Annotated in this window: 21 protein-coding genes; 6 read left to right on the top strand and 15 right to left on the bottom strand. The window is 71.7% G+C overall.

The features are described from left to right. Window positions 1-90: 90 nt before the first annotated feature. Both M1L60_RS43010 and M1L60_RS43005 read right to left on the bottom strand, forming a co-directional pair. A complete protein-coding gene (locus tag M1L60_RS43010) occupies window positions 91-1,872 on the bottom strand; it encodes an ABC transporter ATP-binding protein (RefSeq protein ID WP_253243384.1) in 1,782 nt (593 codons plus the stop codon). After that, a complete protein-coding gene (locus tag M1L60_RS43005; protein WP_253243383.1) occupies window positions 1,869-3,680 on the bottom strand; it encodes an ABC transporter ATP-binding protein in 1,812 nt (603 codons plus the stop codon). The genes M1L60_RS43010 and M1L60_RS43005 overlap by 4 nt, the downstream gene beginning before the upstream one ends. Before the next feature lie 111 nt (window positions 3,681-3,791). Here M1L60_RS43005 and M1L60_RS43000 point away from each other — a divergent pair, with 111 nt between their 5' ends. Then, window positions 3,792-4,403 carry a TIGR03085 family metal-binding protein gene (locus tag M1L60_RS43000; protein WP_253243382.1) on the top strand — a complete coding sequence of 204 codons (612 nt, stop codon included), beginning with the start codon at window positions 3,792-3,794 and terminating at the stop codon, window positions 4,401-4,403. Between the two features lie 65 nt (window positions 4,404-4,468). After that, the gene (locus M1L60_RS42995) at window positions 4,469-5,776 is read left to right on the top strand and encodes an amino acid permease (RefSeq protein WP_253243381.1); all 1,308 of its coding nucleotides are present in this window, start codon (window positions 4,469-4,471) and stop codon (window positions 5,774-5,776) included. Here the strand turns inward: M1L60_RS42995 and pdxR are convergent. Then, the gene (pdxR, locus tag M1L60_RS42990) at window positions 5,659-7,068 is read right to left on the bottom strand and encodes a MocR-like pyridoxine biosynthesis transcription factor PdxR (RefSeq protein WP_253243380.1); all 1,410 of its coding nucleotides are present in this window, start codon (window positions 7,066-7,068) and stop codon (window positions 5,659-5,661) included. The genes M1L60_RS42995 and pdxR overlap by 118 nt on opposite strands. Window positions 7,069-7,187: 119 nt before the next feature. Here pdxR and M1L60_RS42985 point away from each other — a divergent pair, with 119 nt between their 5' ends. Both M1L60_RS42985 and M1L60_RS42980 read left to right on the top strand, forming a co-directional pair. After that, the gene (locus M1L60_RS42985; protein WP_253243379.1) at window positions 7,188-8,339 is read left to right on the top strand and encodes a S8 family peptidase; all 1,152 of its coding nucleotides are present in this window, start codon (window positions 7,188-7,190) and stop codon (window positions 8,337-8,339) included. 176 nt (window positions 8,340-8,515) lie between these two features. Next, window positions 8,516-9,730: an MFS transporter gene (locus tag M1L60_RS42980; RefSeq protein ID WP_253243378.1), complete on the top strand. Its 1,215-nt coding sequence runs from the start codon at window positions 8,516-8,518 to the stop codon at window positions 9,728-9,730. A gap of 437 nt (window positions 9,731-10,167) precedes the next feature. Here M1L60_RS42980 and M1L60_RS42975 read toward each other — a convergent pair whose 3' ends face one another. Further along, window positions 10,168-10,599: a hypothetical protein gene (locus M1L60_RS42975; protein ID WP_253243377.1), complete on the bottom strand. Its 432-nt coding sequence runs from the start codon at window positions 10,597-10,599 to the stop codon at window positions 10,168-10,170. A 110-nt stretch (window positions 10,600-10,709) separates the two neighbouring features. After that, window positions 10,710-11,372 carry a membrane protein YczE gene (gene yczE / locus M1L60_RS42970; RefSeq protein WP_253243376.1) on the bottom strand — a complete coding sequence of 221 codons (663 nt, stop codon included), beginning with the start codon at window positions 11,370-11,372 and terminating at the stop codon, window positions 10,710-10,712. A 59-nt stretch (window positions 11,373-11,431) separates the two neighbouring features. Here yczE and yczR point away from each other — a divergent pair, with 59 nt between their 5' ends. Next, a complete protein-coding gene (gene yczR / locus M1L60_RS42965; RefSeq protein ID WP_253243375.1) occupies window positions 11,432-12,886 on the top strand; it encodes a MocR-like transcription factor YczR in 1,455 nt (484 codons plus the stop codon). Window positions 12,887-13,215: 329 nt separating this feature from the next. Here the strand turns inward: yczR and M1L60_RS42960 are convergent, their stop codons facing one another. From M1L60_RS42960 to hisF, 3 genes are all read right to left on the bottom strand, one after another. Further along, window positions 13,216-13,668 (bottom strand): pyridoxamine 5'-phosphate oxidase family protein, encoded by a 453-nt coding sequence (locus tag M1L60_RS42960; protein WP_253243374.1) that lies wholly within the window; start codon window positions 13,666-13,668, stop codon window positions 13,216-13,218. 204 nt (window positions 13,669-13,872) lie between these two features. Then, on the bottom strand, window positions 13,873-15,696 hold the full coding sequence (locus tag M1L60_RS42955; protein WP_253243373.1) for an AMP-dependent synthetase/ligase: 1,824 nt from the start codon (window positions 15,694-15,696) through the stop codon (window positions 13,873-13,875). Between the two features lie 214 nt (window positions 15,697-15,910). Next, window positions 15,911-16,672 carry an imidazole glycerol phosphate synthase subunit HisF gene (hisF, locus tag M1L60_RS42950; protein ID WP_253243372.1) on the bottom strand — a complete coding sequence of 254 codons (762 nt, stop codon included), beginning with the start codon at window positions 16,670-16,672 and terminating at the stop codon, window positions 15,911-15,913. 56 nt (window positions 16,673-16,728) lie between these two features. Here hisF and M1L60_RS42945 point away from each other — a divergent pair, with 56 nt between their 5' ends. Then, entirely contained in the window at window positions 16,729-17,649 is a 921-nt protein-coding gene (locus M1L60_RS42945; protein WP_253243371.1) for a LysR family transcriptional regulator, read from the top strand. Here M1L60_RS42945 and priA read toward each other — a convergent pair. The 7 genes from priA to hisD form a co-directional block, all read right to left on the bottom strand. After that, window positions 17,603-18,334: a bifunctional 1-(5-phosphoribosyl)-5-((5-phosphoribosylamino)methylideneamino)imidazole-4-carboxamide isomerase/phosphoribosylanthranilate isomerase PriA gene (gene priA / locus M1L60_RS42940; protein ID WP_253243370.1), complete on the bottom strand. Its 732-nt coding sequence runs from the start codon at window positions 18,332-18,334 to the stop codon at window positions 17,603-17,605. The genes M1L60_RS42945 and priA overlap by 47 nt on opposite strands. Before the next feature lie 137 nt (window positions 18,335-18,471). Further along, a complete protein-coding gene (locus M1L60_RS42935) occupies window positions 18,472-18,795 on the bottom strand; it encodes a hypothetical protein (protein ID WP_253243369.1) in 324 nt (107 codons plus the stop codon). 3 nt (window positions 18,796-18,798) lie between these two features. Continuing rightward, on the bottom strand, window positions 18,799-19,410 hold the full coding sequence (gene hisH, locus M1L60_RS42930) for an imidazole glycerol phosphate synthase subunit HisH (RefSeq protein WP_253243368.1): 612 nt from the start codon (window positions 19,408-19,410) through the stop codon (window positions 18,799-18,801). After that, window positions 19,410-19,556, bottom strand: coding sequence for a CG2302 family histidine operon protein (locus M1L60_RS42925; protein ID WP_253243367.1), 147 nt, complete (start codon window positions 19,554-19,556; stop codon window positions 19,410-19,412). The genes hisH and M1L60_RS42925 overlap by 1 nt, the downstream gene beginning before the upstream one ends. Further along, entirely contained in the window at window positions 19,556-20,167 is a 612-nt protein-coding gene (gene hisB / locus M1L60_RS42920; RefSeq protein ID WP_253243366.1) for an imidazoleglycerol-phosphate dehydratase HisB, read from the bottom strand. The genes M1L60_RS42925 and hisB overlap by 1 nt, the downstream gene beginning before the upstream one ends. After that, entirely contained in the window at window positions 20,164-21,228 is a 1,065-nt protein-coding gene (locus tag M1L60_RS42915) for a histidinol-phosphate transaminase (protein ID WP_253243365.1), read from the bottom strand. Before M1L60_RS42915 ends, hisB begins: the two co-directional genes overlap by 4 nt. Then, entirely contained in the window at window positions 21,225-22,544 is a 1,320-nt protein-coding gene (hisD, locus tag M1L60_RS42910; protein WP_253243364.1) for a histidinol dehydrogenase, read from the bottom strand. Before hisD ends, M1L60_RS42915 begins: the two co-directional genes overlap by 4 nt. Window positions 22,545-22,549: the final 5 nt, after the last annotated feature.

The raw sequence follows: 22,549 nt of genomic DNA, 5'->3' as shown, positions 1-22,549 counted from the left end.
TGCCTCCTCATCAGCCTCGAAGAGGCGATTGCCCGCGCAGCGAAGCGGAGCCAGAAATACAGCGGGGCCAGTTACAAAAAGAACCCAGAGTTACCGCGTCTGCTCCAACCAAGACGCATAGAGCTTGGCGTAAATAGACCCTTCCTGGGTGACCAGCTGTGCATGCGGGCCGCGTTGAACAACGCGGCCCGCATCCACGACGATGACCTCATCAGCAGCCTGAGCCGTCGACAGCCGGTGCGCAATGGCAACGGTCGTGCGCCCCCGGGTCACGGTATCGAGCGCACGCTGCAGCCGAACCTCGGTAGCCGGGTCGACCGCGCTGGTCGCCTCGTCGAGCACCAGCAGGTCGGGGTCGGCCACGTACGCCCGGACCAGCGCCACCAACTGCCGCTCCCCCACGCTGAGCGCCTCCCCACGCTCCCCGACCGGCGTCTCGAGCCCGCCCGGCAGCCCGGCCAGCCAGTCGGACAGGCCCAACTCGGTGAAGGCGTCCGTGAGCTGGGCGTCGGTCAGCGACGGCTCGGCGAAGCGGATGTTCTCGGCGATCGTGGCGTCGAACAGGAACCCGTCCTGCGGCACCATCACCACCCGAGACCTCAGAGCCGCGAACCGCACCTCACGCAGCGGCGTCCCCGAGAGCAGAACTTCACCCTCCACGGGGTCCATCAACCGGGTGAGCAGCTTCGCGAAAGTGGTCTTGCCCGACCCGGTCTCACCGACCACGGCCACTTTCGTACGCGGTTGGATCTCCAACGCCACGTCGGCCAGCACGATCGGGCCGCCCGGGTAGCGGAACGACACGTCGGCGAACCGCACCGAGAGCGGGCCGGCGGGCAGGTCGACGCCCACCTCGTCCGGGTCCTTGACGTCGGGTTCGAGGTCGAGCACGTCGAGCACCCGCCGCCACCCGGCCACCGCGTTCTGGGCCTCGTTGAGCATGTCGGTGGCGATCTGCACGGGCTGGATGAACAGTGTCACCAGGAACAGGAACGCGGTCAGCCGGCCCACGGTGAGGCCGCCGTCGACCCCGATCAGCACGCCGACCACGACCACCCCGGCCAGGGCCAGTCCGGCCCCGATCTCGCCGCTGGAGAAGCTGGTCACGCTGGTGCGCAGGGCCTTGCGCTGGGACACCTCGAGCCGCCCGATCGACGAGTCGAGCCGCTTGCCGGTCCGGCCGGCCACCCCGTAGGCCCGGATGACCATGGCCCCGACGACGCTCTCGGCGATGGCGCCCAGCATGACGCCGGTCCGCTCGCGGACCGCGCCGTAGACGGCGGCCAGCCGCTTCTGGAACAGCCGGATGACCGCGACGGCCGGGCCGAAGGCGAGCAGCACCACGATAGTGAGCTGCCAGGAGTAGATGAACATCACGATCGTCGAGACCAGCAGTTGCCCGCTGGCCAGCAGCAACTGCACGCCACCGGTCTGCAGGAAGATCGAGATCTGGTCGACGTCGCTGGTCACCCGGGACACCATCGTGCCGCGCCGCTCGGACTGCTGGTGCAGCATCGACAGGTCGTGGATGTGCCGGAACGTGCGCGAGCGCAGCGCCCCGAGCGCGGTCTCGCTGACCGTGAACAGGCGCCGGGTCATCAGATAGCCGGCCACCGTCGAGATCATCAGCGCCACGAAGGTGAACGCCACGACCTCGGTCACGAAGATCAGGTCGGGGCCGCCGGCGCCGCGGATGCCGTGGTCGATGCCCTGCTGCACGGCGATGGGGACGGCCACCCGGCCCGACATCTGCACCACGGCCAGGGCGATCGTGCCGCCCAGCCCGGGTCGCAGCTCGGGCGAGAGAGACAGCCCGCGCTTGATCGTCGCCAGCGTGCCCGCCCGGGCGGGCGCCATCGTGCCGGCGCTCATGCTTGAACCCTTTCGGCCTCGGTGTCAGATTCGGCCTTCTCGGCTTCGGCCTTCTCGTACGCCGTGACCAGCTCGACGTAGCCCGGGTGCGCGGCCAGCAGCTCAGTGTGGGTGCCGGTGGCCACGACCTTGCCCTGTTCGAGATAGACGACCTCGTCGGCCAGCGCGATGGTGGCCCGGCGGTAGGCCACGACCAGGATCGACGCGCTGGTGTCACCGCCGCGCAGCGAGGCCAGGATCGCCGCCTCCACCCGCGGGTCGACCGCGCTCGTCGCGTCGTCGAGCACCAGCAGCCGCGGCCGTCCGGCCAGCGCGCGGGCCAGCGTGAGCCGCTGCCGCTGTCCACCGGAGAGCGACGTGCCGCGTTCACCGACCGCCGTGTCGATGCCTTCGGGCAGGGCGGCCACGAAACCGTCGGCCTCGGCCAGCCGCAGCGCGGCCCAGACGGCCTCGTCGTCGACGCCGTCCCGTTCGAGCGTGATGTTGCCCCGCACGGTGTCGTCGAAGACGAACGGCAATTGCGGTACGAGAGCGGACGCGCTGGTCAGGCCGGCCTCGCTGAGCGCGGGCAGCGGCGTGTCGTCCAGCCTGACCTCACCCGCGCCGGGGTCGACGAGCCGGACCGACAGCGCCGCGATCGTCGATTTGCCGGAGCCGGTCGCCCCGACCAGGGCCACGGTCTTGCCCGGCGGCACCTCGAAGGACACGTCCCGCAGGACCAGCGGACCGTCCCCGTACGCGAAATCGACCTTCTCGAACCGCAGCGTGGCCGGCCCGTTCGCGGACGCGGTGGCCGAGCCGTAGGCCAGGTCGCCCTCGGCCGCCAGCACCGACTGCACCCTGTCCCACCCGGCGACGCTGCGCGGCAGTTCGCCCAGCACCCAGCCGATCGCGCGGACCGGGAAGGCCAGCACGGTGAACAGGAAGGCCACGGTGACCAGCTCGGTCACGGTGATCGCGCCGTTCTGCAGCCGCCACGCGCCGAGCAGCAGCACGGCCAGGGTGCCGACGCTGGGCAGCGCGTCCATGACCGGGTCGAACAGGCCGCGGAGCCGGCCGACCGAGATCAGCGAGTCGCGCAGCTCGTCGACGTAGACCTTGAACCGGCGGGACTCGTCCTCCTCGCGGCCCATGGTCTTGACCACCAGCGCACCGTCGAAGCTCTCGTGGGCGACAGCGCTGACCTTGGCCCGCATCTGCTGCGCCTTGATCTGGCGCGGCGACATGCGGCGGGCATAGAACGTGTTCAGGGCGAAGAGCATCGGGAACAGGACGACCCCGACCATGGCCAGCACCCAGTCGGTGAAGAACAGGGCGACCACGGCGGCCAGGATCATCACGATCGTGCCGACCGCGAACGGCAGCGGCGCGATCGGCACGAACGCCGCCTCGACGTCGGAGTTGGCGTTGGACAGCAGGCTGCCGGTGGCGTGCTGCTGATGCCAGGACGGCGGCAGCGACAGGTAGCGCCGGGTCACCGCGCGGCGGTAGCGGGCCTGCAGCCGGAACTGCATGTAGCCCGCGCCGAGACGGCGGCCGAAGATGGTCAGGACGCGCAGCGCGCTGAGGCCGAGGAACACGGCGGCGATCAGGGCGAGCGTGCCGGTGCCGGTGGAGCCGCTGGTGAAGGCGGGCACCACGACACGGCCGATGACGGCGCCGACGACGTACGAGTTGGCGATGACGAGCAGGCCGAAGACACTGCTGCCGATCACCCCGATGGTGAACAGGCGCGGCTCGGTGCGAATCGCCTGGCCCAGCACCCGCAGTCCCCGTACCAGCACGTCGCGGCTGGACCTGGTGCTCAAAATTCCTACCTGACTGGTAAGTGTTCGCCGGGTGTTCCGGCCTTACATACCCATCCTGCCGAACGGGGTCGCTGACGTTCACCTTCGTAACATGTGTCTACGATCACGTTTGTGACCGCCTATGCCCAGCGCGAACGACGCCTGCTCGCTGACCTGCTCCTGCGCCTCGGCCCGGACGAGCCGACCCTGTGCGAGGGATGGGCCACCCGCGATCTCGCGGCCCACCTGGTAGTGCGGGACCGCCGCCCCGACGCCGCGGCCGGCGCCATGATCCGGCCGCTCCAGGCCTACGGGGAACGCGTCCGGCAGCAAAAGGCTTCCCAGCCGTACGCCGAGGTGGTGTCCGAGGTCCGCCGGCCGCCCTGGTGGAGCCCGGTGAGCAATCCCCTGGTCGACGAGCCGGCCAACACGATCGAGTTCTTCGTGCACCACGAGGACGCGCGCCGGGCCCAGCCCGGCTGGGTGCCGCGCGAGCTCGACCCCGGCTTCGAGGCCGCGCTCTGGCGCAACGTCAAGCTCACCGGCAAGCTGGTGCTGCGCCGGACCGGGGTGGCCGTCGAGGTCAAAGCCCCCGGGTACGGTTCGTTCACCGTGGGCGACCACCCGGCGACCACGCTGACCGGGCCGCCCGGGGAACTGGCCCTGTTCCTCACCGGCCGCCGGGAGCACGCCCGCGTGGCCATCGAGGGCGACGGTTTAGGGGACGCGAAGCTGGGCCTCTGATTGGCCCAATTGATCCGCCCTTGATTGGACCAAAGGGCGAGCCAATGTCGTCCTAGCGTGGGCGCATGGCACAGAAAGACTCCGGCTTGTCCCTGGCCCAGGGCGCGGCCCTCTGCGTGGGGGCCGTCCTCGGCACCGGCGTGATCTCGATGCCGGCCCTGGCGGCCGAGGTCGCCGGCCCGGCCTCGCTGGTCGCCTGGATCGCCCTGATCGTGCTCTCGGCCCCGCTGGCCCTGACCTTCGCCGCGCTCGGGGCGCGGCACCCGGACGGCGGCGGGGTCTCGACCTACGTCCGGCTGGCCTTCGGGCCGCGTCTCGGGGCCGCTGTCGGCTGGTGCTTCTTCTTCGCGGTGCCGCTCGGCGCACCGGCCGCGACCGCCTTCGCCGGCGGCTACGTGGCCGACGTGCTCGGCGGCGGCCGCGCCACGGTGCTGCTGACCTTCGTGGTCATCGTGGGCACGGTCTTCGTCATGAACTGGTTCGGGCTGCGCGTCACGGGGCGTGTCCAGCTCGTCCTGACGGGCGTGCTGGCCGCGCTGCTGCTGGTCACCGTCGTGGCCGCGCTGCCGCACGTCCGCTGGGACAACCTCACTCCGTTCGCCCCGCACGGCTGGTCGGCCGTCGGGCCGGCGGCGGCCGTGCTCGTGTGGGGGTTCGCCGGCTGGGAGGCGGTCTCGTCACTGGCCGGCTCGTACCGCAACCCCCGCCGGGACGTGCCCCGGGCCACGGCCATCGCCGTCGTCACCGTCGGCGGGCTGTATCTCGCGGTCGCGGCGGTCAGCGTGCTCGTGCTGGGCCCGGCCCTCGGCGGCAGCACGGCGCCGCTGGCCGACCTGCTGGCGTCCGGCTTCGGCGGGCCGGTCCGGGTGATCACCGCGGTGGTGGCGGTCCTGCTCACCGTGGGGGCGGTCAACGCGTACCTGGCCGGGGCGTCCCAGCTCGGGGCGGCGCTGGCCCGCGACGGCGCGCTGCCGGCCCGGCTGGCCGGCACACCGCGCAAGTCACTGCTCGTGATCTTCGGCGGCAGCCTCGTCTCGGCCGCGCTGCCGATCGACCTGCACACCATGCTGCTGCTGGTCACCGGCTGCTTCACGCTGGTCTACGTGATCGGGACGGCGGCCGCGCTCCGGCTGCTGCCGCGCGGCCGCTACCGGGCCGTGGCCCTGGTCGGGCTCGTGTCGGTGATCGGGCTGCTCTGGCTCAACGGGGCGCCGGCGCTGCTCAGCCTGGTGATCGTGGCGGCCTCGCTGGCCTATCAGGCGTGGCGGGCCAGGAGGGTCGCGAAGAGCGCCATCCCCTCGTCGATCAGCGCCGGGTCGGTCGCGCCGAACCCGAACACGAAGCCCGCCTGCCTGGTCGGGGAGGCGGAATAGTCCCGCAGGTCGTCGACCGCCAGCCCCTGACGCGCGGCGGCGGTCGACACGGCAGTGGAGTTGACCTCGGTCAACACGGTCAGGTGCAGCCCGGCCGCTGACGGGATGAGCTTCAAACCGGACATATCTGCCAGCTTTGCCGCGATGCGGGCGTGCCTTTCCCCGTACGCCTTCCCGGCCTTGCGGACGTGCCGGGCCAGCAGCCCCTCGTCGAGAAAGCGGGCCAGCGCGGCCTGCACGGCCGGCTGCCCGTACCCGTCCCCGAGCTGCCGCGCGGCGGTCAGGGCATCGCGCAGACCGGGCGGGGCCAGCACGAACCCCGTGCGTACGGCCGGGATCATGCTCTTCGAGAACGTGCCCACGTAGAGGACCCGACCGGCCGTGTCGAGGCTGTGCAACGGCTCGAGCGGACGGGCCGAGAAACGGAACTCGCTGTCGTAGTCGTCCTCGACGATCGCGGCCGGCCGGCAGCGGGCCCAGTCGAGCAGCTCGCGCCGCCGGGCCAGGCTCATCGCGCGGCCGAGCGGGAACTGGTGGGACGGCGTGGTGTAGACGAGCCGGCAGTTCGCGGGCAGGTCGGCGACGACGAGCCCCTGATCGTCGACCGGCACGAACGTGACCCGGGCGCCGAGCGCGGCCAGGATCCGGCGGGCCGGCGGATAGCCCGGCTCCTCGACCGCGACCGCGTCACCCGGCTTCACCAGCACGCGGGCCAGCAGGTCGAACGCGTGCTGGGCGCCGTTGGTGACGACCACGTCGGCCGCGGTGGTCCGCACTCCCCGCGAGACACCCAGGTAACGCGCTATCGCCTCGCGCAGGCCGGGGTGGCCGGCCGGGTCGCCGTACGTACCCGGGTTGTTGGCCCGCAAGCGCAACTCGGCCGTGACCAGACGCCGCCAGGCGTCGAAGGGGAAAAGGCCCGCGTCGGGAATGCCGGTGCGGAAGTCGTAGCGCGGCCGGCCGACGGCGCCGCTGGTCACGAGCGGCTCCCACGACCAGTCGTCACGCGGCCGCAGCGGATCGGACGCCGCCCGCCGCCGCGACCGCCCCCGGGCCACCGCGGCCACGAAGGTGCCCGCACCCACCCGCGACGACAGATAACCCTCGGCGGCCAGACGTTCGTAGGCGGCGGCGACACTCCCCCGGGCCACGCCCAGGTCGGCCGCGAGGGTCCGGGTCGCGGGCAGCCGCTCACCGGCCGGGAGCCGCCCGTCGACGATCGCCGTGCGCAGCGCCCGGTACACCGCGGCGGTCTTCCCGTCCGTGCCGTCCAACCGGATGATCAGGTCCACCTGGTCATTCTCCGCACTATGGCCCAATCGGTATGGCGGCGATCTAGAGCCGACCCGCCTAGGCTCTCCCTATTGAAGTGACAACCGTCAATTCAAGAACGCTCCGGGAGAGGATCAGTATGGCGACTCGACGCACCCTGGCCGCCGGCCTGTTCGCCGCGGTCACCGTGGCCGTCGCGGTGGGCACCCCCGCCGCGGCCGCCGCCCCCGCCGGGGACCTCCGGCTGGCCGACGCGGCCACCGCGATCCCCGACAGCTACATCGTGGTCCTCAAGCCCGGCGCCAAGACGCAGGCCGCCAGCGTCGGCGGGCAGGTCCGGCAGCAGCTCGGCATCATCAACGGGTACGAGGCGAAGATGAGCCAGGCCCAGGCCAAGCGGCTCGCGGCCAGCGCCGGCGTCGCCTACGTCGAGCAGAACCAGACCATCTCGCTGTCGGCCACGCAGAACAACGCGACGTGGGGCATCGACCGCATCGACCAGCGCAACCGGCCGCTGAGCACCACGTACACCTACCCGGTCACGGCCTCGAACGTCACCGCGTACATCATCGACACCGGCATCCGCTACACGCACAACGAGTTCAGCGGCGGACGGGCCACCCCCGGGTACGACGCGGTCGGCAGCGGCGCGGTCGACTGCAACGGCCACGGCACGCACGTGGCGGGCACGGTCGGCGGCACCACGTACGGCGTGGCCAAGCAGGTCAAGCTGGTCGGCGTGCGCGTGCTGAACTGCTCGGGCAGCGGCACCACGGCGGGCGTCATCGCCGGCGTCAACTGGGTCGGCAACCAGACGGCCCGGCCCGCGGTGGCCAACATGAGCCTCGGCGGCGGCGTCAGCTCCACGCTGGACAACGCGGTGAACACGGCCATCGGCAAGGGCATCACGTTCGCCCTGGCCGCCGGCAACTCGACCGCGAACGCCTGCAACTCGTCCCCCGCCCGCGTGGCCAACGCCATCACGGTCGGCGCGACCACCAGCACGGACGCCCGGGCCAGCTACTCCAACTACGGCACCTGCCTGGACATCTTCGCCCCCGGCTCGTCGATCACGTCGGCCTGGTACAACTCGAACTCGGCCACCAGCTCGATCAGCGGCACGTCGATGGCCAGCCCGCACGTGGCCGGCGCGGCGGCGCTGGTGCTTTCGCGCAACACCGGCTTCTCGCCGGCCCAGGTGCGCGACAGCCTGGTCAACAACGCCACCACCGGCGTCGTCACCAACCCGGGCACCGGTTCCCCGAACCGCCTGCTCTTCGTCGTCCAGTAACTGTCTCGGCTCGATCCGGCGGCACCCGGCTCCGCACCCGCGGAACCGGGTGTCCCCGTGGTTGAGCCTGGACAGAGCCGCGTCGATCTCCGCGACGAGCGGGGATCGAATGCAGTACATATTCTCCATTGCGTGACCATGAGACTGCGGAAAGTGTTCCTGTCCGGGGTCGCGCCATGAGCACGCTATGGCGCAACCGCGAATTCACTCTGCTGTGGACAAGTCAGAGTTTGTCGGACCTAGGCGGGGCGATCGCCCTGCTGGCGTTCCCGCTGCTCGTCCTCGACCTGACAGATTCGGCCCTCCAGGCCGGCGCGGTCGGGACGGCGGCCCAGGTGACCAAGCTGCTCTGCCGGTTGCCGTCCGGCGTGCTGGCCGACCAGCTCAACCGGCGCCGGGCCATGCTCACCTGTGACGTGATCCGGCTGGTCGCGTTCGCCGCGCTGGCGCTGGCCGTCATGACCGGGCGGGCCGGGCTGACCGAGATCGTCGTGGTCGCCCTCATCGACGCCGTCTGCGGGTCGCTGTTCAACACGACCGAGCACGCGGCGCTGCGCAGCATCGTGCCGGCCACCCAACTGCCGGCCGCGGTCGCCCACAACGAGGCCCGCAGCTACGGCACCTCGCTGGCCGGGCCGCCGCTCGGGGGCGTCCTGTTCGGCATCACGCCGGCGTTGCCGTTCGTCGGGAACGCGCTGTCCTATCTGGCCTCGCTCATCGGCATCGCGTTGATCCGCAAACCGCTGCAGGCGGAACGGCCGCATTCGCACGAGGGTCACCGCGCGGCCCTGCTGGAGGGGCTGCGGTTCGTCTTCCGCAACCCCTTCCTGCGTACGGTCCTGATCGTCGCCGCGCCGCTCAACCTCGCGCTCTACGGGTCGATGTTCACGATCATCGTCACGTTGCAGGCGCACGACGTGACCCCGGGCGTGATCGGGCTGACCGAGACCATCGTCGGCGTCGGCGGGTTGCTGGGCGCGCTGGCCGCTCCCCTGCTGCAGCGCTGGCTGTCGTTCGCGGTGCTGATCCGGGGGCTGTGCTGGGCGGCGACCCTGTTCCTGGCGGTCAGCGCCTTCTTCACCACCAGCGTGGCCGCGGCCGCACCGATCGCGCTGGCGATCTTCGTCGGGCCGGCCTGCAACGCGGCGCTGTTCGGCTATCAGGCGGCGATCACTCCCGACCACCTTCAGGGGCGGGTGCTGAGCGTGATCTTCCTGTTCGCGATGTCGGCCGCGACGGCGGCGCCGCTGCTGGCCGGGATCTTCGTCACGGCCTGGAGCGCGCCTATCAGCATCGCCCTGTTCGCCGCCGCGGTCTCGGTGTCGGCCGTGACCGCCTCGGTCGCCCCCGCGATCCGCGACATGAAGCCGATCGAAACCATCACGCCTTGACGCTCGCTTCGGCCGCCAGCCTCTAGAGCACCTCAGCCTTCGCCGCCCCTAGGAACGCCCCGACCCTCGTTCCGGGGGAGCCCCAGCTCTCGTTCCCCGGGAAGCCCCGGCCCTCGCTCCCCCGAGAAACCCCGGCCCTCGCTCCCCCGAGAAACCCCGGCCCTCGCTCCCCCGAGAAACCCCGGCCCTCGCTCCCCCGAGAAGTCCCAGCCCTTGTTCCTAGGAATGAAGGCCGGGCCTCGTTCCTAGGAACGCCACGGTGCTCATTCCCCCGGAACGTCACGGCGTTCGCCTCGCGGAGGGCCATGACGGCCACTTCGGAAGCGCCCCGCTACGGTCGCCTCGCGGGCCGCGGCCTCGGTGGCTCGGGCCCGGTCGATCTGGAATCGCGCTGCGGGCGCCGTCGCAGGTGCCGCTGTTCCTGACCCGGGGAGCTGTCAGCGGTCGTCGGCCAGGCGGTGGCGGTATTCGCGCATGGCCAGCGCGTACGTCTGCTCGTCGAGGGTCCAGTCGGCGTCGCCGGGCTCGCCCGCGCCCCGGTTGAGCTGGGTCTGCAGCGTCATCACGGCCGACGACAGCCCGCTGAACGGCCGCCCCCGCCACAGCTGCTCGCCGGCCGGCGCGACCTCGACCAGGTCGTCCTCAACCACCAGCAGCCCGGCCCCGGCCAGGCGGCGCACCGACTCCTCGAGCTCGGCCCGGCTGGGCACGGCGTGGTGCAGGAAGTCGGCCGCGGCGAGCAGGTCGGCCAGGCTGGCCCCGACCATGGGCAGGGCGGCGTGCTGGGCCCGGTCGCGCTCGAGGCGCTCGGCGATGACCGCGGACACGAAGATCCAAGCGTCGTTCCACTGCCAGTCGCCAGCCCCCATGGGGCAATGATGCCGTGCGACCCGGGCCCCGGGAAGCGAATGTGTCGCGATGATCACAAAGCTGTGACCGATGATCTTGCGTGCTAAATCGAATCAGTGCCGCAAACCGCTCAGTCCTTTGTGGACGCGGGCCGGGCGTGAGTGAACGTGACCGCGGCCGGTTGAGCGCCGCCGACGGTGCACCAGGGCAGGAACACCTGCACGAGCGGGCCGATGGCCAGAGCGTACGCGACCGTGCCGATCCCGACCGTGCCACCGAGCAGGAATCCCACTCCCAGGACGAGCAACTCGATCGACGTCCGGACCAGCCGGATGGACAGCCGCGGGAACCGCCCGACGATGCCGGTCATCAGCCCGTCGCGCGGGCCGGGCCCGAACCGGCTGCCGATGTAGAGCCCGGTGGCCAGCCCGTTGAGCAGGATGCCGCCGACCAGATAGCCGACCCGGGCCGGGATCGTGCCGCCCGCCGGCAGCACGTGCAGCGCGGCGTCGACCGCGAAGCCGACCACGACCAGATTGGCCACCGTGCCGAAGCCGGGGCGCTGGCGCAGCGGGATCCACAGCAGCAGGATCGGGATGCCGAGCAGGATCACGACCAGCCCGAAGCTGATCCCGGTGACCTCGGACAGCCCCTGGTGGAAGACGTCCCACGGGTTGAGGCCCAGCGCCGACTCGACCATGAAGGCCATGCTGACGCCGTACAGCACCAGCCCGGCGAAGAGCTGCACGGTACGCCGGACGAGACGACGATCTCTGTTGTCACTGAGGGCCATGAATGCCACTCTGAAGGCCAATTGTGCGAAGCTGAAGAGCCAATTCGCCGGAGGTGGACGTGACGACGACGATACGCGGGGGCCAATTGGCTCGGCTGCTCGGTCAGTGGCATTCGCTTCCGGGCCGTCACCGCAGTCCCGACTACGCGGCCCTGGCGGCCGCGGTGCGGGGCCTGCTCTCCGACGGGCGGCTTCCCCTGGGCGTACGACTCCCGGCCGAACGCGAACTGGCCGAGGCGCTCGCCGTGAGCCGGACGACGGTCAGCGCCGCCTATCGCACCCTGCGCGAGACCGGCCACCTCACCAGCCGGCGCGGCGCCGGCAGCTGGACCACCCTGCCCAACGGCCACCGGGTCGCTACCTCGGGCCTGTGGACCCCCGAGGACGACCGCAACGTGATCGATTTGGGCGTGGCCGCCTCGGCCGCCCCGCCCGAACTGGTGCCGGCCGCCCGCGCCGCCGCCGACGACCTGCCCCGCTACCTGGGCAGCGCCGGCTACCACCCGACCGGCCTGATCGAGCTGCGCGAGGCCGTGGCGGCCGGCTACCAGGCGCGCGGGGTGGCCACCTCGGCCGAGCAGATCCTCGTCACCGGGGGCACCCAGCAGGCCCTCGACCTGGTGCTCCGGCTGCTGGCGCCGCCCGGATCACCCGTACTGGTGGAAGCCCCGACCTATCCCAACGCGCTGGCCGCGCTCTCGGCGCGCCGGGCCCGGATCAGCACCCACGGCCTCGACACGGCAACCGGATGGGACGGCGAGATGCTGCTGGGGGCGCTGCGGCAGACCCGCCCCCGGCTGTCGTACGTAATCCCGGAATTTCACAACCCGACCGGCCACCTGATGCCCGCCGACCTGCGCGAACGCATGGTCACGACGGCCCACAGCACCGGCACCGACCTGGTCGTCGACGAATCGTGGGTCGACCTTCGTCTGGACGGGGGTGAGATGCCGCCGCCGGTGGCCGTGTTCGACCGGCACTCGCGGGTGGTGTCGATCGGCGGCATGAGCAAGGGCTACTGGGGCGGCCTGCGGATCGGCTGGGTCCGAGCCTCGGCTCCCCTGGTGCAGCGACTGGCGGCGATCCGGGTCGGGGTCGACATGGCCAGTCCCGTGCTCGAGCAGCTGGTGGCCGTGCGCCTGCTCGAACACGCCCCCAAGATCCTGAGCGACCGCCGAGCCGAACTGCGGGAACAGCGCGACGCCCTGGCCGCCAAGGTGCGTGAACTGCTGCCGGAGTGGCGCTTCGTGCTGCCCCCGGGCGGCGCGACGATCTGGGCCGAACTCGACGGCCCGATCTCGAGCGCCCTGGCCCGCGCAGCCGAGGACGTCGGCGTACGCCTGGCCCCCGGCCCCCGCTTCGGCCTGGACGGCACACTGGAACGCTTCCTGCGCTTGCCGTTCGCCCTACCCACCGACCAACTGACCGAGGCCGTCCGCCGCATAGCCTCAGTCCGCCACGACCTCGACCGAGCCACAACCCCGTCCTGGCGCACCCCTTCGGTCATCGCCTGACCGCCCGACCCGGCGCGAGACGAAACGTCTCGTCCACCAGCGCCACGAGACGACACGTATCGTCTCCCAGCACCCGCAAGACGACACGTATCGTCTCCCAGCACCCGCAAGACGACACGTATCGTCTCCGCCCAAGACGGCACGCATCGCCTGCTCGGGCGTGCCTTGCCGGCGGCGTCGCAGAACTTCCCAGCGCGCGACGATACGTATCGTCTTCGGCCCTCACGCGAGACGATACGTATCGTTCTCGAGCGCGAGGCAAGACGGTACGTCTCGTTTCTGTGGCTCGAGGCGAGACGGGACGTCTCGTTTCTCGAGACGGAGTCGGGTCAGACGAGCCAGGTGCTGTCGCGCATCAGTTCGCGGTCGGCGAGTTCGTTCTCCTCGCGCCAGGCCTGCACGCGGGACGGGCGCAGCACGAGGAAGACGTAGGCGTCGCCGGCTGTGCGCGGGTCCCAGTCGTTCTGCTCGGCGTAGGCGGCGCCCTCCGCTTCGGCCTCGGTGACGGGGAGGGTTGCCTCGAGGTCTGCCTCGATCAGGATGACGTCGCGGGTCGGGCCGAAGCCGATGCGAACCCGGCCGCCGGCGGTGATGTTGCGGGCGGTGGGTGACTTGCGGGCGGTGGCGACGAGCAGACGCTCGCCGAACCAGCCCAGCGTGAGAGGCACCAGGTAGGGCCCGCCGTCCCCGGCCGTCGCCACCCAGGCGTCGGCCACCGGCGCGCTCAGCCGCGCGAGCACGTCCGCTTTTCGCTGTTCCTTCGACCTCGGTTCCTCCGCCATCGCCGCAGCCTACGACGCACAAGCGCAACCCCGCGGCCCACACCACAGCACGCGACCCCCGCCGCCCGCGCCATGCGGCCCCACCGCCCACACCACAGCACGCGACCCCCGCCGCCCGCGCCGCAGCAAGCAGCCCCGCGCGGCGCAGGTGGGCGCAAGAAAGCGGCCGGGACAAAAGCCCCGGCCGCCTCTGGTGACGCTGCGTCAGATCTGCGCGAGCGAACCCGCGTACATCTTGTCGATCTGCTCGGAGAAGTTGGACTCGACCGAGCGCCGCTTGATCTTCATCGAGGGCGTGATCTCGCCGGCCTCGATGCTCAGGTCCCGGGGCAGGATCGCGAACTTCTTGATCGTCTCCCAGCGGTTGAGCTTGCCGTTGAGCTCTTCGATGTAGCCCGCGACCATCTTCTCGGTCTCGGGGGCGGCCACGATCTGTTCGTAGCTCTTGCCCTCGAGCGGTCCGCCGGCCGCCCAGCCCTTGATCGCGTCCTCGTCGAGCGAGATCAGCATCGTGACGAAGTTGCGGGCCTGACCGACCACGACCGCCTGCGAGGTGTAGGGGCAGACCGCCTTGAACTGGCCCTCGATCGCGCTGGGCGCGATGTACTTGCCGCCCGACGTCTTGACCAGGTCTTTCTTGCGGTCGGTGATCGACAGGAAGCCGTCGGCGTCGAGTTCGCCGATGTCGCCGGTGCGCAGCCAGCCGTCCTCGGTGAACGACTCCGCGGTCTCCTTGGGCAGGTTGTGGTAGCCGCGCATGACCGGGCGGCCGCGCAGCAGCACCTCGCCGTCCGTGTCGATCTTGCACTCGAGATCGCCCAGCGGCAGGCCGACCGTACCGATCTTGAGCTTCTCGAGCCGGTTGACGAAGTTGGCCGCGCTGCTCTCGGTGAGGCCGTAGCCCTCCATGATCGGCAGGTTGGCCGCCGCGAAGAACTCGGCGATCTCGCGGCTGAGCGGGGCCGACCCGCTGACCAGCACGCGCAGCCGGCCGCCGAGCCGGGTCTGCAGCTTGGAGAAGACCAGCTTCTCGGCCACGGCGAACTTCAGCTTGAGCGCGCCCGGCAGCGGCTTGCCGGCCTGCTCGAGGGCGACCTTCTGCTTGCCGGTGGCGACCGCCCAGTGGAAGATCTTGGCTTTCGCGCCACCGCCGGCCAGGGCCGTGGTGACGGTCTTGTTGTAGACCTTCTCGAAGATGCGGGGCGCCGCGCACATCAGCGTCGGCTGGACCACCGAGAGCATGTCGACCAGCTTGTCGACGCGGCCGTCGACGTAGGTCGGCACGCCGACGTGGATGATGCCGCAGAGCAGCGTCTTGCCGAACGAGTGCGACAGCGGCAGCCACAGGTACTGCAGGTCGGTCGACTCGAACAGGCCGAGACCCTGCTGGGCCACGCCCTCCCAGGTCCAGCCCGCGTGCAGCAGCTGGACGCCCTTGGGGCGGCCGGTGGTGCCCGAGGTGTAGATGAGCGTGGCCAGGTTGTCGGGGCCGATCGACTCGACCACCTCGCTGATCAGCGTCGGCCGCTCACGCAGGGCGGCGGCGCCGCGCTCCTCGAGCTCGGCCAGGGTCAGCTGGGGCGGGGTGGCGCTCGCGTCGGCCAGGCCGTCGATGAGCACCACGTGGGTCACGTCGGTCTCGACGCCGGCGATCTTCAGCGCCTGCTGCGCGTTCTCGGCGATCAGCACCTTGGAGCCGGAGTTGGCCACGATGTAGCTGGCGTCCTCGGGCTCGGTGGTCGGGTAGACCGTGGTGGTCGCGGCGCCCGCGGCGTTGATGCCGAGGTCGGCCAGCACCCACTCGTACCGCGTGCCGGACAGGATGGCCACCCTGTCCTCCAGGCCGACGCCGAGGTCACGGAGGCCCGCGGCGATGGCCGAGGCCCGCTCGCCCACCTGCGCCCACGTGTACCAGACCATGCCCGAGTCGTCGGCGTTCGGCACCGCGAACGCCTGTCCGTTGGGGGTCGCGGCCACGCGCTTGAAGAACATGTCGGGGATCGACCGGTAGGGAACCTCGAGAGCCATCGGCGCCGCCTTATGGTCAGTTTTCCGGGGGAGTTAACTTTCGTGTTACCGAAGGGTATTGGCACGACTGCGAGAGGGCCAGAGCCGCCCCGGCATCGCTAGCGAGCAGTGAGCATCACCGCAAGTGTATCGACCGCCACACCTCGCCGTCCCACGACGTGAAACGCTCGTAGGGCCCCATTTCGACCAGGCGATTCACAGCACATTGACAGGCTCAGCGAACGGGGTTGCCCGCCTCGCGCAGCGACTGTTTGACCTCGCCGATGGACAGGTCGCCGAAGTGGAACACGCTGGCCGCCAGCACGGCGTCGGCCCCGGCCGTGACCGCGGGCGGGAAGTGCTCGACCGCGCCGGCGCCGCCACTGGCGATGACCGGGATGTCGACGACCTGGCGTACGGCGGCGATCAGCTCGAGGTCGAAGCCGGCCTTGGTGCCGTCGGCGTCCATCGAGTTGAGCAGGATCTCGCCCGCCCCCAGCTCGGCGACCCGCGACGCCCACTCGATCGCGTCGAGGCCCGCGCTGCGCCGGCCGCCGTGGGTGGTGACCTCCCACCCGCTGGGCTGCTCGGCCGAGCGACGCACGTCGAGCGAGAGCACGAGCACCTGGTTGCCGAAGCGCTCGGCGATCTCGGCGATCAACTCGGGGCGGGCGATGGCGGCCGTGTTGACCCCGACCTTGTCGGCCCCGGCCCGCAGCAGCACGTCGACGTTCTCGACCGAACGCACCCCGCCGCCCACGGTGAGCGGGATAAAAACCGATTCGGCCGTACGCCGGACGACGTCGAGCATGGTGCCGCGGTCGTCGGACGAGGCCGTGACGTCGAGGAAGGTCAGCTCGTCGGCGCCCTGCGCGTCGTACGCGGCGGCCAACTCGACCGGGTCGCCGGCGTCGCGCAGGTCGACGAAGTTGACCCCCTTGACCACCCGGCCCGCGTCCACGTCGAGACAGGGAATCACGCGCACCGCAACCGTCATGTCCCCAGCCTAACGAGGGCGAAGATCAGGCCCGCCCCAGGCTGTAGCGTGGCGGCATGATCGACCTGGGGCGGCTGCGGGCTCTGCACGCCGTGGCCAGCTACAAGACGGTGCTGGCAGCGGGCGAGGCGTTGCACTGCACCCCGTCGGCCGTGTCGCAGCAGCTGGCCAAGCTCGAGCGCGAGACCGGCACCGTCCTGGTCGAGAAGGACGGACGCCGGCTGCGGCTGACCGAGGCCGGTCAGGTGCTGGCCCGGCACGCCGAAAAGGTGCTGGCGACGGTCGACGAGGCCGAGGCGGCGCTGGCCGCGCACCGCGACACGGTGGTCGGCCGGCTGACGGTGGCCGCGTTCGCCACAGCCTGTCGCGCCCTGCTGCCGCCCGCCCTGCACCGCCTGGCTGTGGCCCATCCGCAGCTCGGCACGGGCCTGGTCGAGGTCCATCCGCACGAGGGGCTGGAGATGCTGCACCGGGGGCACGTCGACCTCGCGGTGCTCGACGACTGGCCCGAGGTCGCGCTGCGTTACCCCAGCGGCGTCACGCACGTCGAGCTCGGCTGGGACGTGGCCGACCTCGTCGTGCCGAGCGGCCACCGGTTCGGCGGCACAGTGCCGCTGGCCCGGCTGAAGGACGAGCGGTGGATCGCGGCCAAGTCCGACGACATCTGCCACCAGTGGTTGCTGCGGGTGCTGCCCGGGGTGCGACCCGACTTCCACGTCACCGAGTTCGAGACCCAGCTGACGCTGATCGCGGCCGGGCTCGGCGTCGCCGTCATTCCGCGGCTGGCCCGGTCGAAAGACCTACCCCCGGGCGTACGCGTGGTCCGGGTGACTCCCGAGCCGAAGCGCCGGGTCGTGGTCGCCTGGCGCGAGGCCTCCGCGGCCCGCCCCGCGGTGGGGGCAGCCGTGGAGGCCCTCCGCGCCGCCTGGCTTACGACCGAGCCTCGGCCAGCGCGTCCAGCGCCTGACGCACGGTGAACGCGCCCGCGTAGAGCGACTTGCCCGCGATGACACCCTCGACGCCGACCGGCTCGAGCGCGGCCAGCGCCCGCAGGTCGTCCAGGGTGGACACGCCGCCGCTGGCGATGATCGGCTTGTCGGTGGCCGCGCACACCTCGCGCAGCAGCTCGACGTTCGGGCCGCGCATCATGCCGTCCTTGGTGATGTCGGTGACCACGTAGCGCGCGGCGCCGGCCTTGTCGAGCCGGGCCAGCACCTCGTACAGGTCGCCGCCGTCCCGGGTCCAGCCGCGGGCCGACAGGGTGCGGCCGCGCACGTCGAGGCCGATCGCCACCCGGTCGCCGTACTCGGCCACGACCCGGTCGCACCACTCCGGGTCCTCCAGGGCGGCGGTGCCGATGTTGACCCGCGCGCAACCGGTGGCCAGGGCCCGGGTCAGCGACTCGTCGTCCCGGATGCCGCCGGACAGCTCGACCTTGACGTCGAGACGGCCGACCACGCTCGCCAGCAGCTCGGCGTTGCTGCCGCGCCCGAAGGCCGCGTCCAGGTCGACCAGGTGCACCCACTCGGCGCCGTCGTTCTGCCAGGCCAGCGCGGCCTCGAGCGGGTCGCCGTAGGTCGTCTCGGAACCGGCGGCCCCCTGCACGAGGCGGACGGCCTGACCGTCCGCGACGTCGACGGCAGGCAGCAACTCAAGCGTCATGTTCGTTCTCCAGGTTGTGGGCCGGCCCGCGGCCGACCCAGGTCGTGAACCGGCGCCACCGGCGGCGCCAAGTTGTTCAGCCGGCCCCGCGTCCGGAACCAGGTTGTTGCTCCGGGCCCCGCGGTGGGACCGCTTGTTCAGCCGGCCTTGCGGCCGAGGACGACGACCACGAGGGCCGGAGCGGCCAGGACGAGCACCGCGGTGAGCACGATCCGCAACGACAGCTCGGGCACGAACAGCCAGACCGCAGCGATGGCCACGGCCGGCACGAGCAGAATGCCGACCCGCTCGCCCCGGCTGCGGCGATAGAGCTGGCCCGAGCTGCTCCGCCGTTTCGGGCGCAACCGGTTCAGCGCCTCGCGCCGGCGCTGCCGCCGTGCCACTTTGCGGGCGCGCGCGGCCTTCTCTTTCTCCAGCACGGCGAGACGTTCCTCGCGCCGCCGCGCGCGCTCCTTCGACATCGCCTACAGTCCGGCGACCCAGTTGCGCAGCAGCCCGTAGCCGGCGTCGCCGGACTTCTCGGGATGGAACTGGGCGGCGCTGAGCGGGCCCAGCTCGACGGCCGCCGCGAAGGGCCGGTCGTGGCGGGCCGTAGTCACCTCGGCCGCCTTCAAGGCGTCAAGGTCATTGGCGGCGTACGAGTGGACGAAGTAGAACCGCTCCCCCGCCAGCCCGGCCAGCAGCCGGGACCCCGGCGGCGCCTCGACCGTGTTCCACCCCATGTGCGGGATGCGCTCGGCCGACAGTTTGTCGACCGTGCCGGGCAGCAGCCCCAGCCCCTTGGTCTCGACGCCGTGCTCGACACCCGCCTCGAACAGGATCTGCATGCCCACGCAGATGCCGAGCACCGGCCGGCCGGCCGCGACCCGGTCGGCGATCATCGGACCGGCCTGGATCGCCTCGATGCCGGCCATGCACGCCGCGTACGCCCCCACGCCCGGCACGACCAGGCCGTCGGCCTCGGCCGCGGCGTTCAGGTCGCTGGTCACGGTGACGTTCACGCCCGTGCGGGCCACGGCCCGCTCGGCCGAGCGCAGATTTCCCGACCCGTAGTCGAGCACCACCACGCTCGTCATCAGACCGACCACAGGATGCCGCCGGCCGTGGCCAGGGCCGCGAGCACCCCGACCAGGCCGATGCTGAACTTCGTGGCGCCCGACTTGACCAGCTGGATCGTCCCGCCGACGAGAAAGCCGGCCAGGATGAACAGCGCGATGGCCATCAGAGCACGCCCTTGGTCGAGGGCAGCTGACCCGCGTTGCGCGGGTCGATCTCGACGGCCTCGCGCAGCGCCCGCGAGAACGCCTTGAACTGGGTCTCGACGACGTGGTGAGCGTCCGGCTTGCCGCCGTCGCGGGCGGCCCGCAGCACGCTGACGTGCAGCGTCAGCTTGGCCGCGTGGCCGAACGACTCGAAGATGTGCCGGGTCATGCTGGTCGGGTAGACCGGGCCGATGTACGGCGCGAGCTCGGGCTCGTCGTGCACGATGTACGGCCGGCCGGAGAGGTCGACCGCGGCCCGCACCAGCACCTCGTCCATCGGGATGGTGGCCGAGCCGTAGCGCCGGATGCCCGCCTTGTCACCCAGCGCACGCGAGAAGGCGTCACCGAGCGCGATGGCCGTGTCCTCCATTGTGTGGTGGGCGTCGATCTCGAGGTCGCCCTCGGTGCGCACGGTCAGGTCGAAACCGCCGTGCCGGGCCAGCTGGTTGAGCATGTGGTCGTAGAAGCCGACACCCGTGCTCAGGTCGCCCTTACCGGTGCCGTCGAGGTCGATCTCGACGAGGACCTTGGTCTCGTTGGTGACGCGCTCGATGCGCGCGGTGCGGCTCACTTCAGGGCCTCCAGGAATGCATCGGTCTCGGCGGGCGTACCCGCGGTAACACGCAACCAGCCGGGCAGGCCGACGTCGCGGATCAGCACACCGCGGTCGAGCAGGCGCTGCCAAACGATTTTCTGATCCCCGCCCACCTCGAACAGCACGAAGTTGGCGTCGCTGTCGGCCACCCGCAGGCCGCGCTCGCGCAGCGTGGTGACGATGCGGTCGCGCTGCTGCTTGATCACCTCGACGGTGTCGAGCAGGGCCGCCCGCTGCGCCAGGGCGGCGCGAGCCGCGGCCTGGGTCAGCGCGGACAGGTGATAGGGCAGCCGGACCAGCTGCACGGCGTCGACCACGGCCGGGTCGGCGGCCAGATAGCCCAGCCGCCCCCCGGCGAAACCGAACGCCTTGCTCATCGTGCGGCTCACCACCAGGCGCGGGTGCCCGGGCAGCAGGGCGAGCGCGCTCGGCGTGCCGGGACGGGCGAATTCGGCGTACGCCTCGTCGACCACCACCATGCCCCGGGCCGCCTCGAGCACGGCCGTCACCACCTCGGGGTCGAGCGCGGTGCCGGTCGGGTTGTTGGGCGAGCACAGGAAGATCAGGTCGGGGTCGTGTTCCTCGATCTGGGCCAGCGCGGCGGCCGGCGTCAGACCGAAGTCGGGATCCCGCAGCGCGCCCACCCACCGGCTGCCCGTGCCCTGAGCCAGCAGCGGGTGCATCGAGTACGACGGGCCGAAGCCGAGCGCCGTGCGCCCCGGCCCGGCGAACGCCTGCAACAGCTGCTGCTGGACCTCGTTGGACCCGTTCGCGGCCCACGTGTTGGCGCTGGTCAGGCCGTGGCCCAGGTAGTCGGCCAGATCGGTGCGCAGGGCCACCGCGTCCCGGTCGGGGTAACGGTTGAGATCGCGCAACTCGGCCTGCACGGCCTTGGCGATCGCGTCGACCACCGCGTCGGGCAGCGGGTACGAGTTCTCGTTGGTGTTGAGCCGGACCGCCACGTCGAGCTGCGGGGCGCCGTACGGTGTCTGGCCTCGCAGCTCGTCGCGGATGGGCAGGTCGTCGATCGTGGTCACGCGTCACCCCCGGGGAAACGAGCCCGGACCGCGTCGCCGTGGGCCGGCAGGTCCTCGGCGTTGGCCAGCGCGACCACGTGCCCGGCGACGTCGCGCAGGGCGGCCTCGTCGTACTCGACGACGTGGACGCCGCGCAGGAACGACTGCACCGACAGGCCGGACGAGTGCCGCGCGCAGCCCCCGGTCGGCAGCACGTGGTTGGAGCCGGCCGCGTAGTCGCCCAGCGACACCGGCGACCAGGCCCCGACGAAGATCGCCCCGGCGTTGCGCACCCGCAGCGCCCACTCGCGGGCGTCGCGGGTCTGGATCTCGAGGTGCTCGGCCGCGTACGCGTCGACCACGCGCAGCCCCTGCTCGAGATCGTCGACCAGCACGACGCCGGACTGCTCGCCGGCCAGCGCCGTCTGCACCCGGGCCGCGTGCTTGGTCGTCGCGACCTGGCGCAGAACCTCGGCGTCGACCGCGTCGGCCAGCGCCGGCGAGTCGGTGACCAGCACGCTCGCGGCCAGCGGGTCGTGCTCGGCCTGGCTGATCAGGTCGGCCGCGACGTGCCGGGGGTCGGCCGTGTCGTCGGCCAGGATCGCGATCTCGGTCGGGCCGGCCTCGGCGTCGATGCCGACCGTGCCGCGCAGCATGCGCTTGGCCGCGGTGACCCAGATGTTGCCGGGGCCGGTGATGATGTCGACCGGCTCGCAGCGGTCGCCCTCGTCGGCCCCGTCGGCGCCGTAGCCGAGCATGGCGACGGCCTGGGCCCCGCCGACCGCGTAGACCTCGTCGACGCCGAGCAGCGCGCACGCGGCCAGGACGCGGGCGTCGGGCAGGCCGCCGTTCTCTTTCTGGGGCGGGCTGGCCACGACCAGGGCCTCGACCCCGGCCGTCTGGGCCGGCACCACGTTCATGACCACGGTGGACGGATAGACGGCCAGGCCGCCGGGGACGTAGAGGCCGACCCGGCGCACCGGGATCCAGCGCTCGGTGACCGTGCCGCCCGGCACGACCTTGGTCGTGACGTCGGTGCGGCGCTGGTCGGCGTGCACCTTGCGGGCCCGCTCGATCACCACCTCGAGGGCGGCCCGCACGTCGGGCTCGAGCGTCTCGGCGGCGGCGGCGATGGCGGCCGCGGGCACCCGCAGCCGGTCGAGGGTGACGCCGTCGAACCGCTCGGTGGCCTCGCGGATCGCCGAGAAGCCGTGCGCATGGACCGCCTCGACGACCGGGCGGATCTGCTCGACGGCCACGGAGACGTCGAGCTGGGCACGGGGCAGCAGGCCTCGCGGGTCCCGGTGGGAGCCGCGCAGGTCGATCCGGTTCAGCACGCCGC

Source organism: Paractinoplanes aksuensis (assembly GCF_024137025.1).
Classification (GTDB): domain Bacteria; phylum Actinomycetota; class Actinomycetes; order Mycobacteriales; family Micromonosporaceae; genus Actinoplanes; species Actinoplanes aksuensis.
This window is presented reverse-complemented; position numbering and strand designations above follow the sequence as displayed.

Excerpts from the sequence above, each read along its gene's own strand:
- M1L60_RS43010 (WP_253243384.1), bottom strand. The coding sequence starts at position 1,872 with ATGAGCGCCGGCACGATGGCGCCCGCCCGGGCGGGCACGCTGGCGACG.
- M1L60_RS42995 (WP_253243381.1), top strand. The coding sequence starts at position 4,469 with ATGGCACAGAAAGACTCCGGCTTGTCCCTGGCCCAGGGCGCGGCCCTC.
- M1L60_RS42985 (WP_253243379.1), top strand. The coding sequence starts at position 7,188 with ATGGCGACTCGACGCACCCTGGCCGCCGGCCTGTTCGCCGCGGTCACC.
- M1L60_RS42980 (WP_253243378.1), top strand. The coding sequence starts at position 8,516 with ATGAGCACGCTATGGCGCAACCGCGAATTCACTCTGCTGTGGACAAGT.
- M1L60_RS42975 (WP_253243377.1), bottom strand. The coding sequence starts at position 10,599 with ATGGGGGCTGGCGACTGGCAGTGGAACGACGCTTGGATCTTCGTGTCC.
- yczE (WP_253243376.1), bottom strand. The coding sequence starts at position 11,372 with ATGGCCCTCAGTGACAACAGAGATCGTCGTCTCGTCCGGCGTACCGTG.
- M1L60_RS42960 (WP_253243374.1), bottom strand. The coding sequence starts at position 13,668 with ATGGCGGAGGAACCGAGGTCGAAGGAACAGCGAAAAGCGGACGTGCTC.
- M1L60_RS42955 (WP_253243373.1), bottom strand. The coding sequence starts at position 15,696 with ATGGCTCTCGAGGTTCCCTACCGGTCGATCCCCGACATGTTCTTCAAG.
- hisF (WP_253243372.1), bottom strand. The coding sequence starts at position 16,672 with ATGACGGTTGCGGTGCGCGTGATTCCCTGTCTCGACGTGGACGCGGGC.
- M1L60_RS42945 (WP_253243371.1), top strand. The coding sequence starts at position 16,729 with ATGATCGACCTGGGGCGGCTGCGGGCTCTGCACGCCGTGGCCAGCTAC.
- priA (WP_253243370.1), bottom strand. The coding sequence starts at position 18,334 with ATGACGCTTGAGTTGCTGCCTGCCGTCGACGTCGCGGACGGTCAGGCC.
- M1L60_RS42935 (WP_253243369.1), bottom strand. The coding sequence starts at position 18,795 with ATGTCGAAGGAGCGCGCGCGGCGGCGCGAGGAACGTCTCGCCGTGCTG.
- hisH (WP_253243368.1), bottom strand. The coding sequence starts at position 19,410 with ATGACGAGCGTGGTGGTGCTCGACTACGGGTCGGGAAATCTGCGCTCG.
- M1L60_RS42925 (WP_253243367.1), bottom strand. The coding sequence starts at position 19,556 with ATGGCCATCGCGCTGTTCATCCTGGCCGGCTTTCTCGTCGGCGGGACG.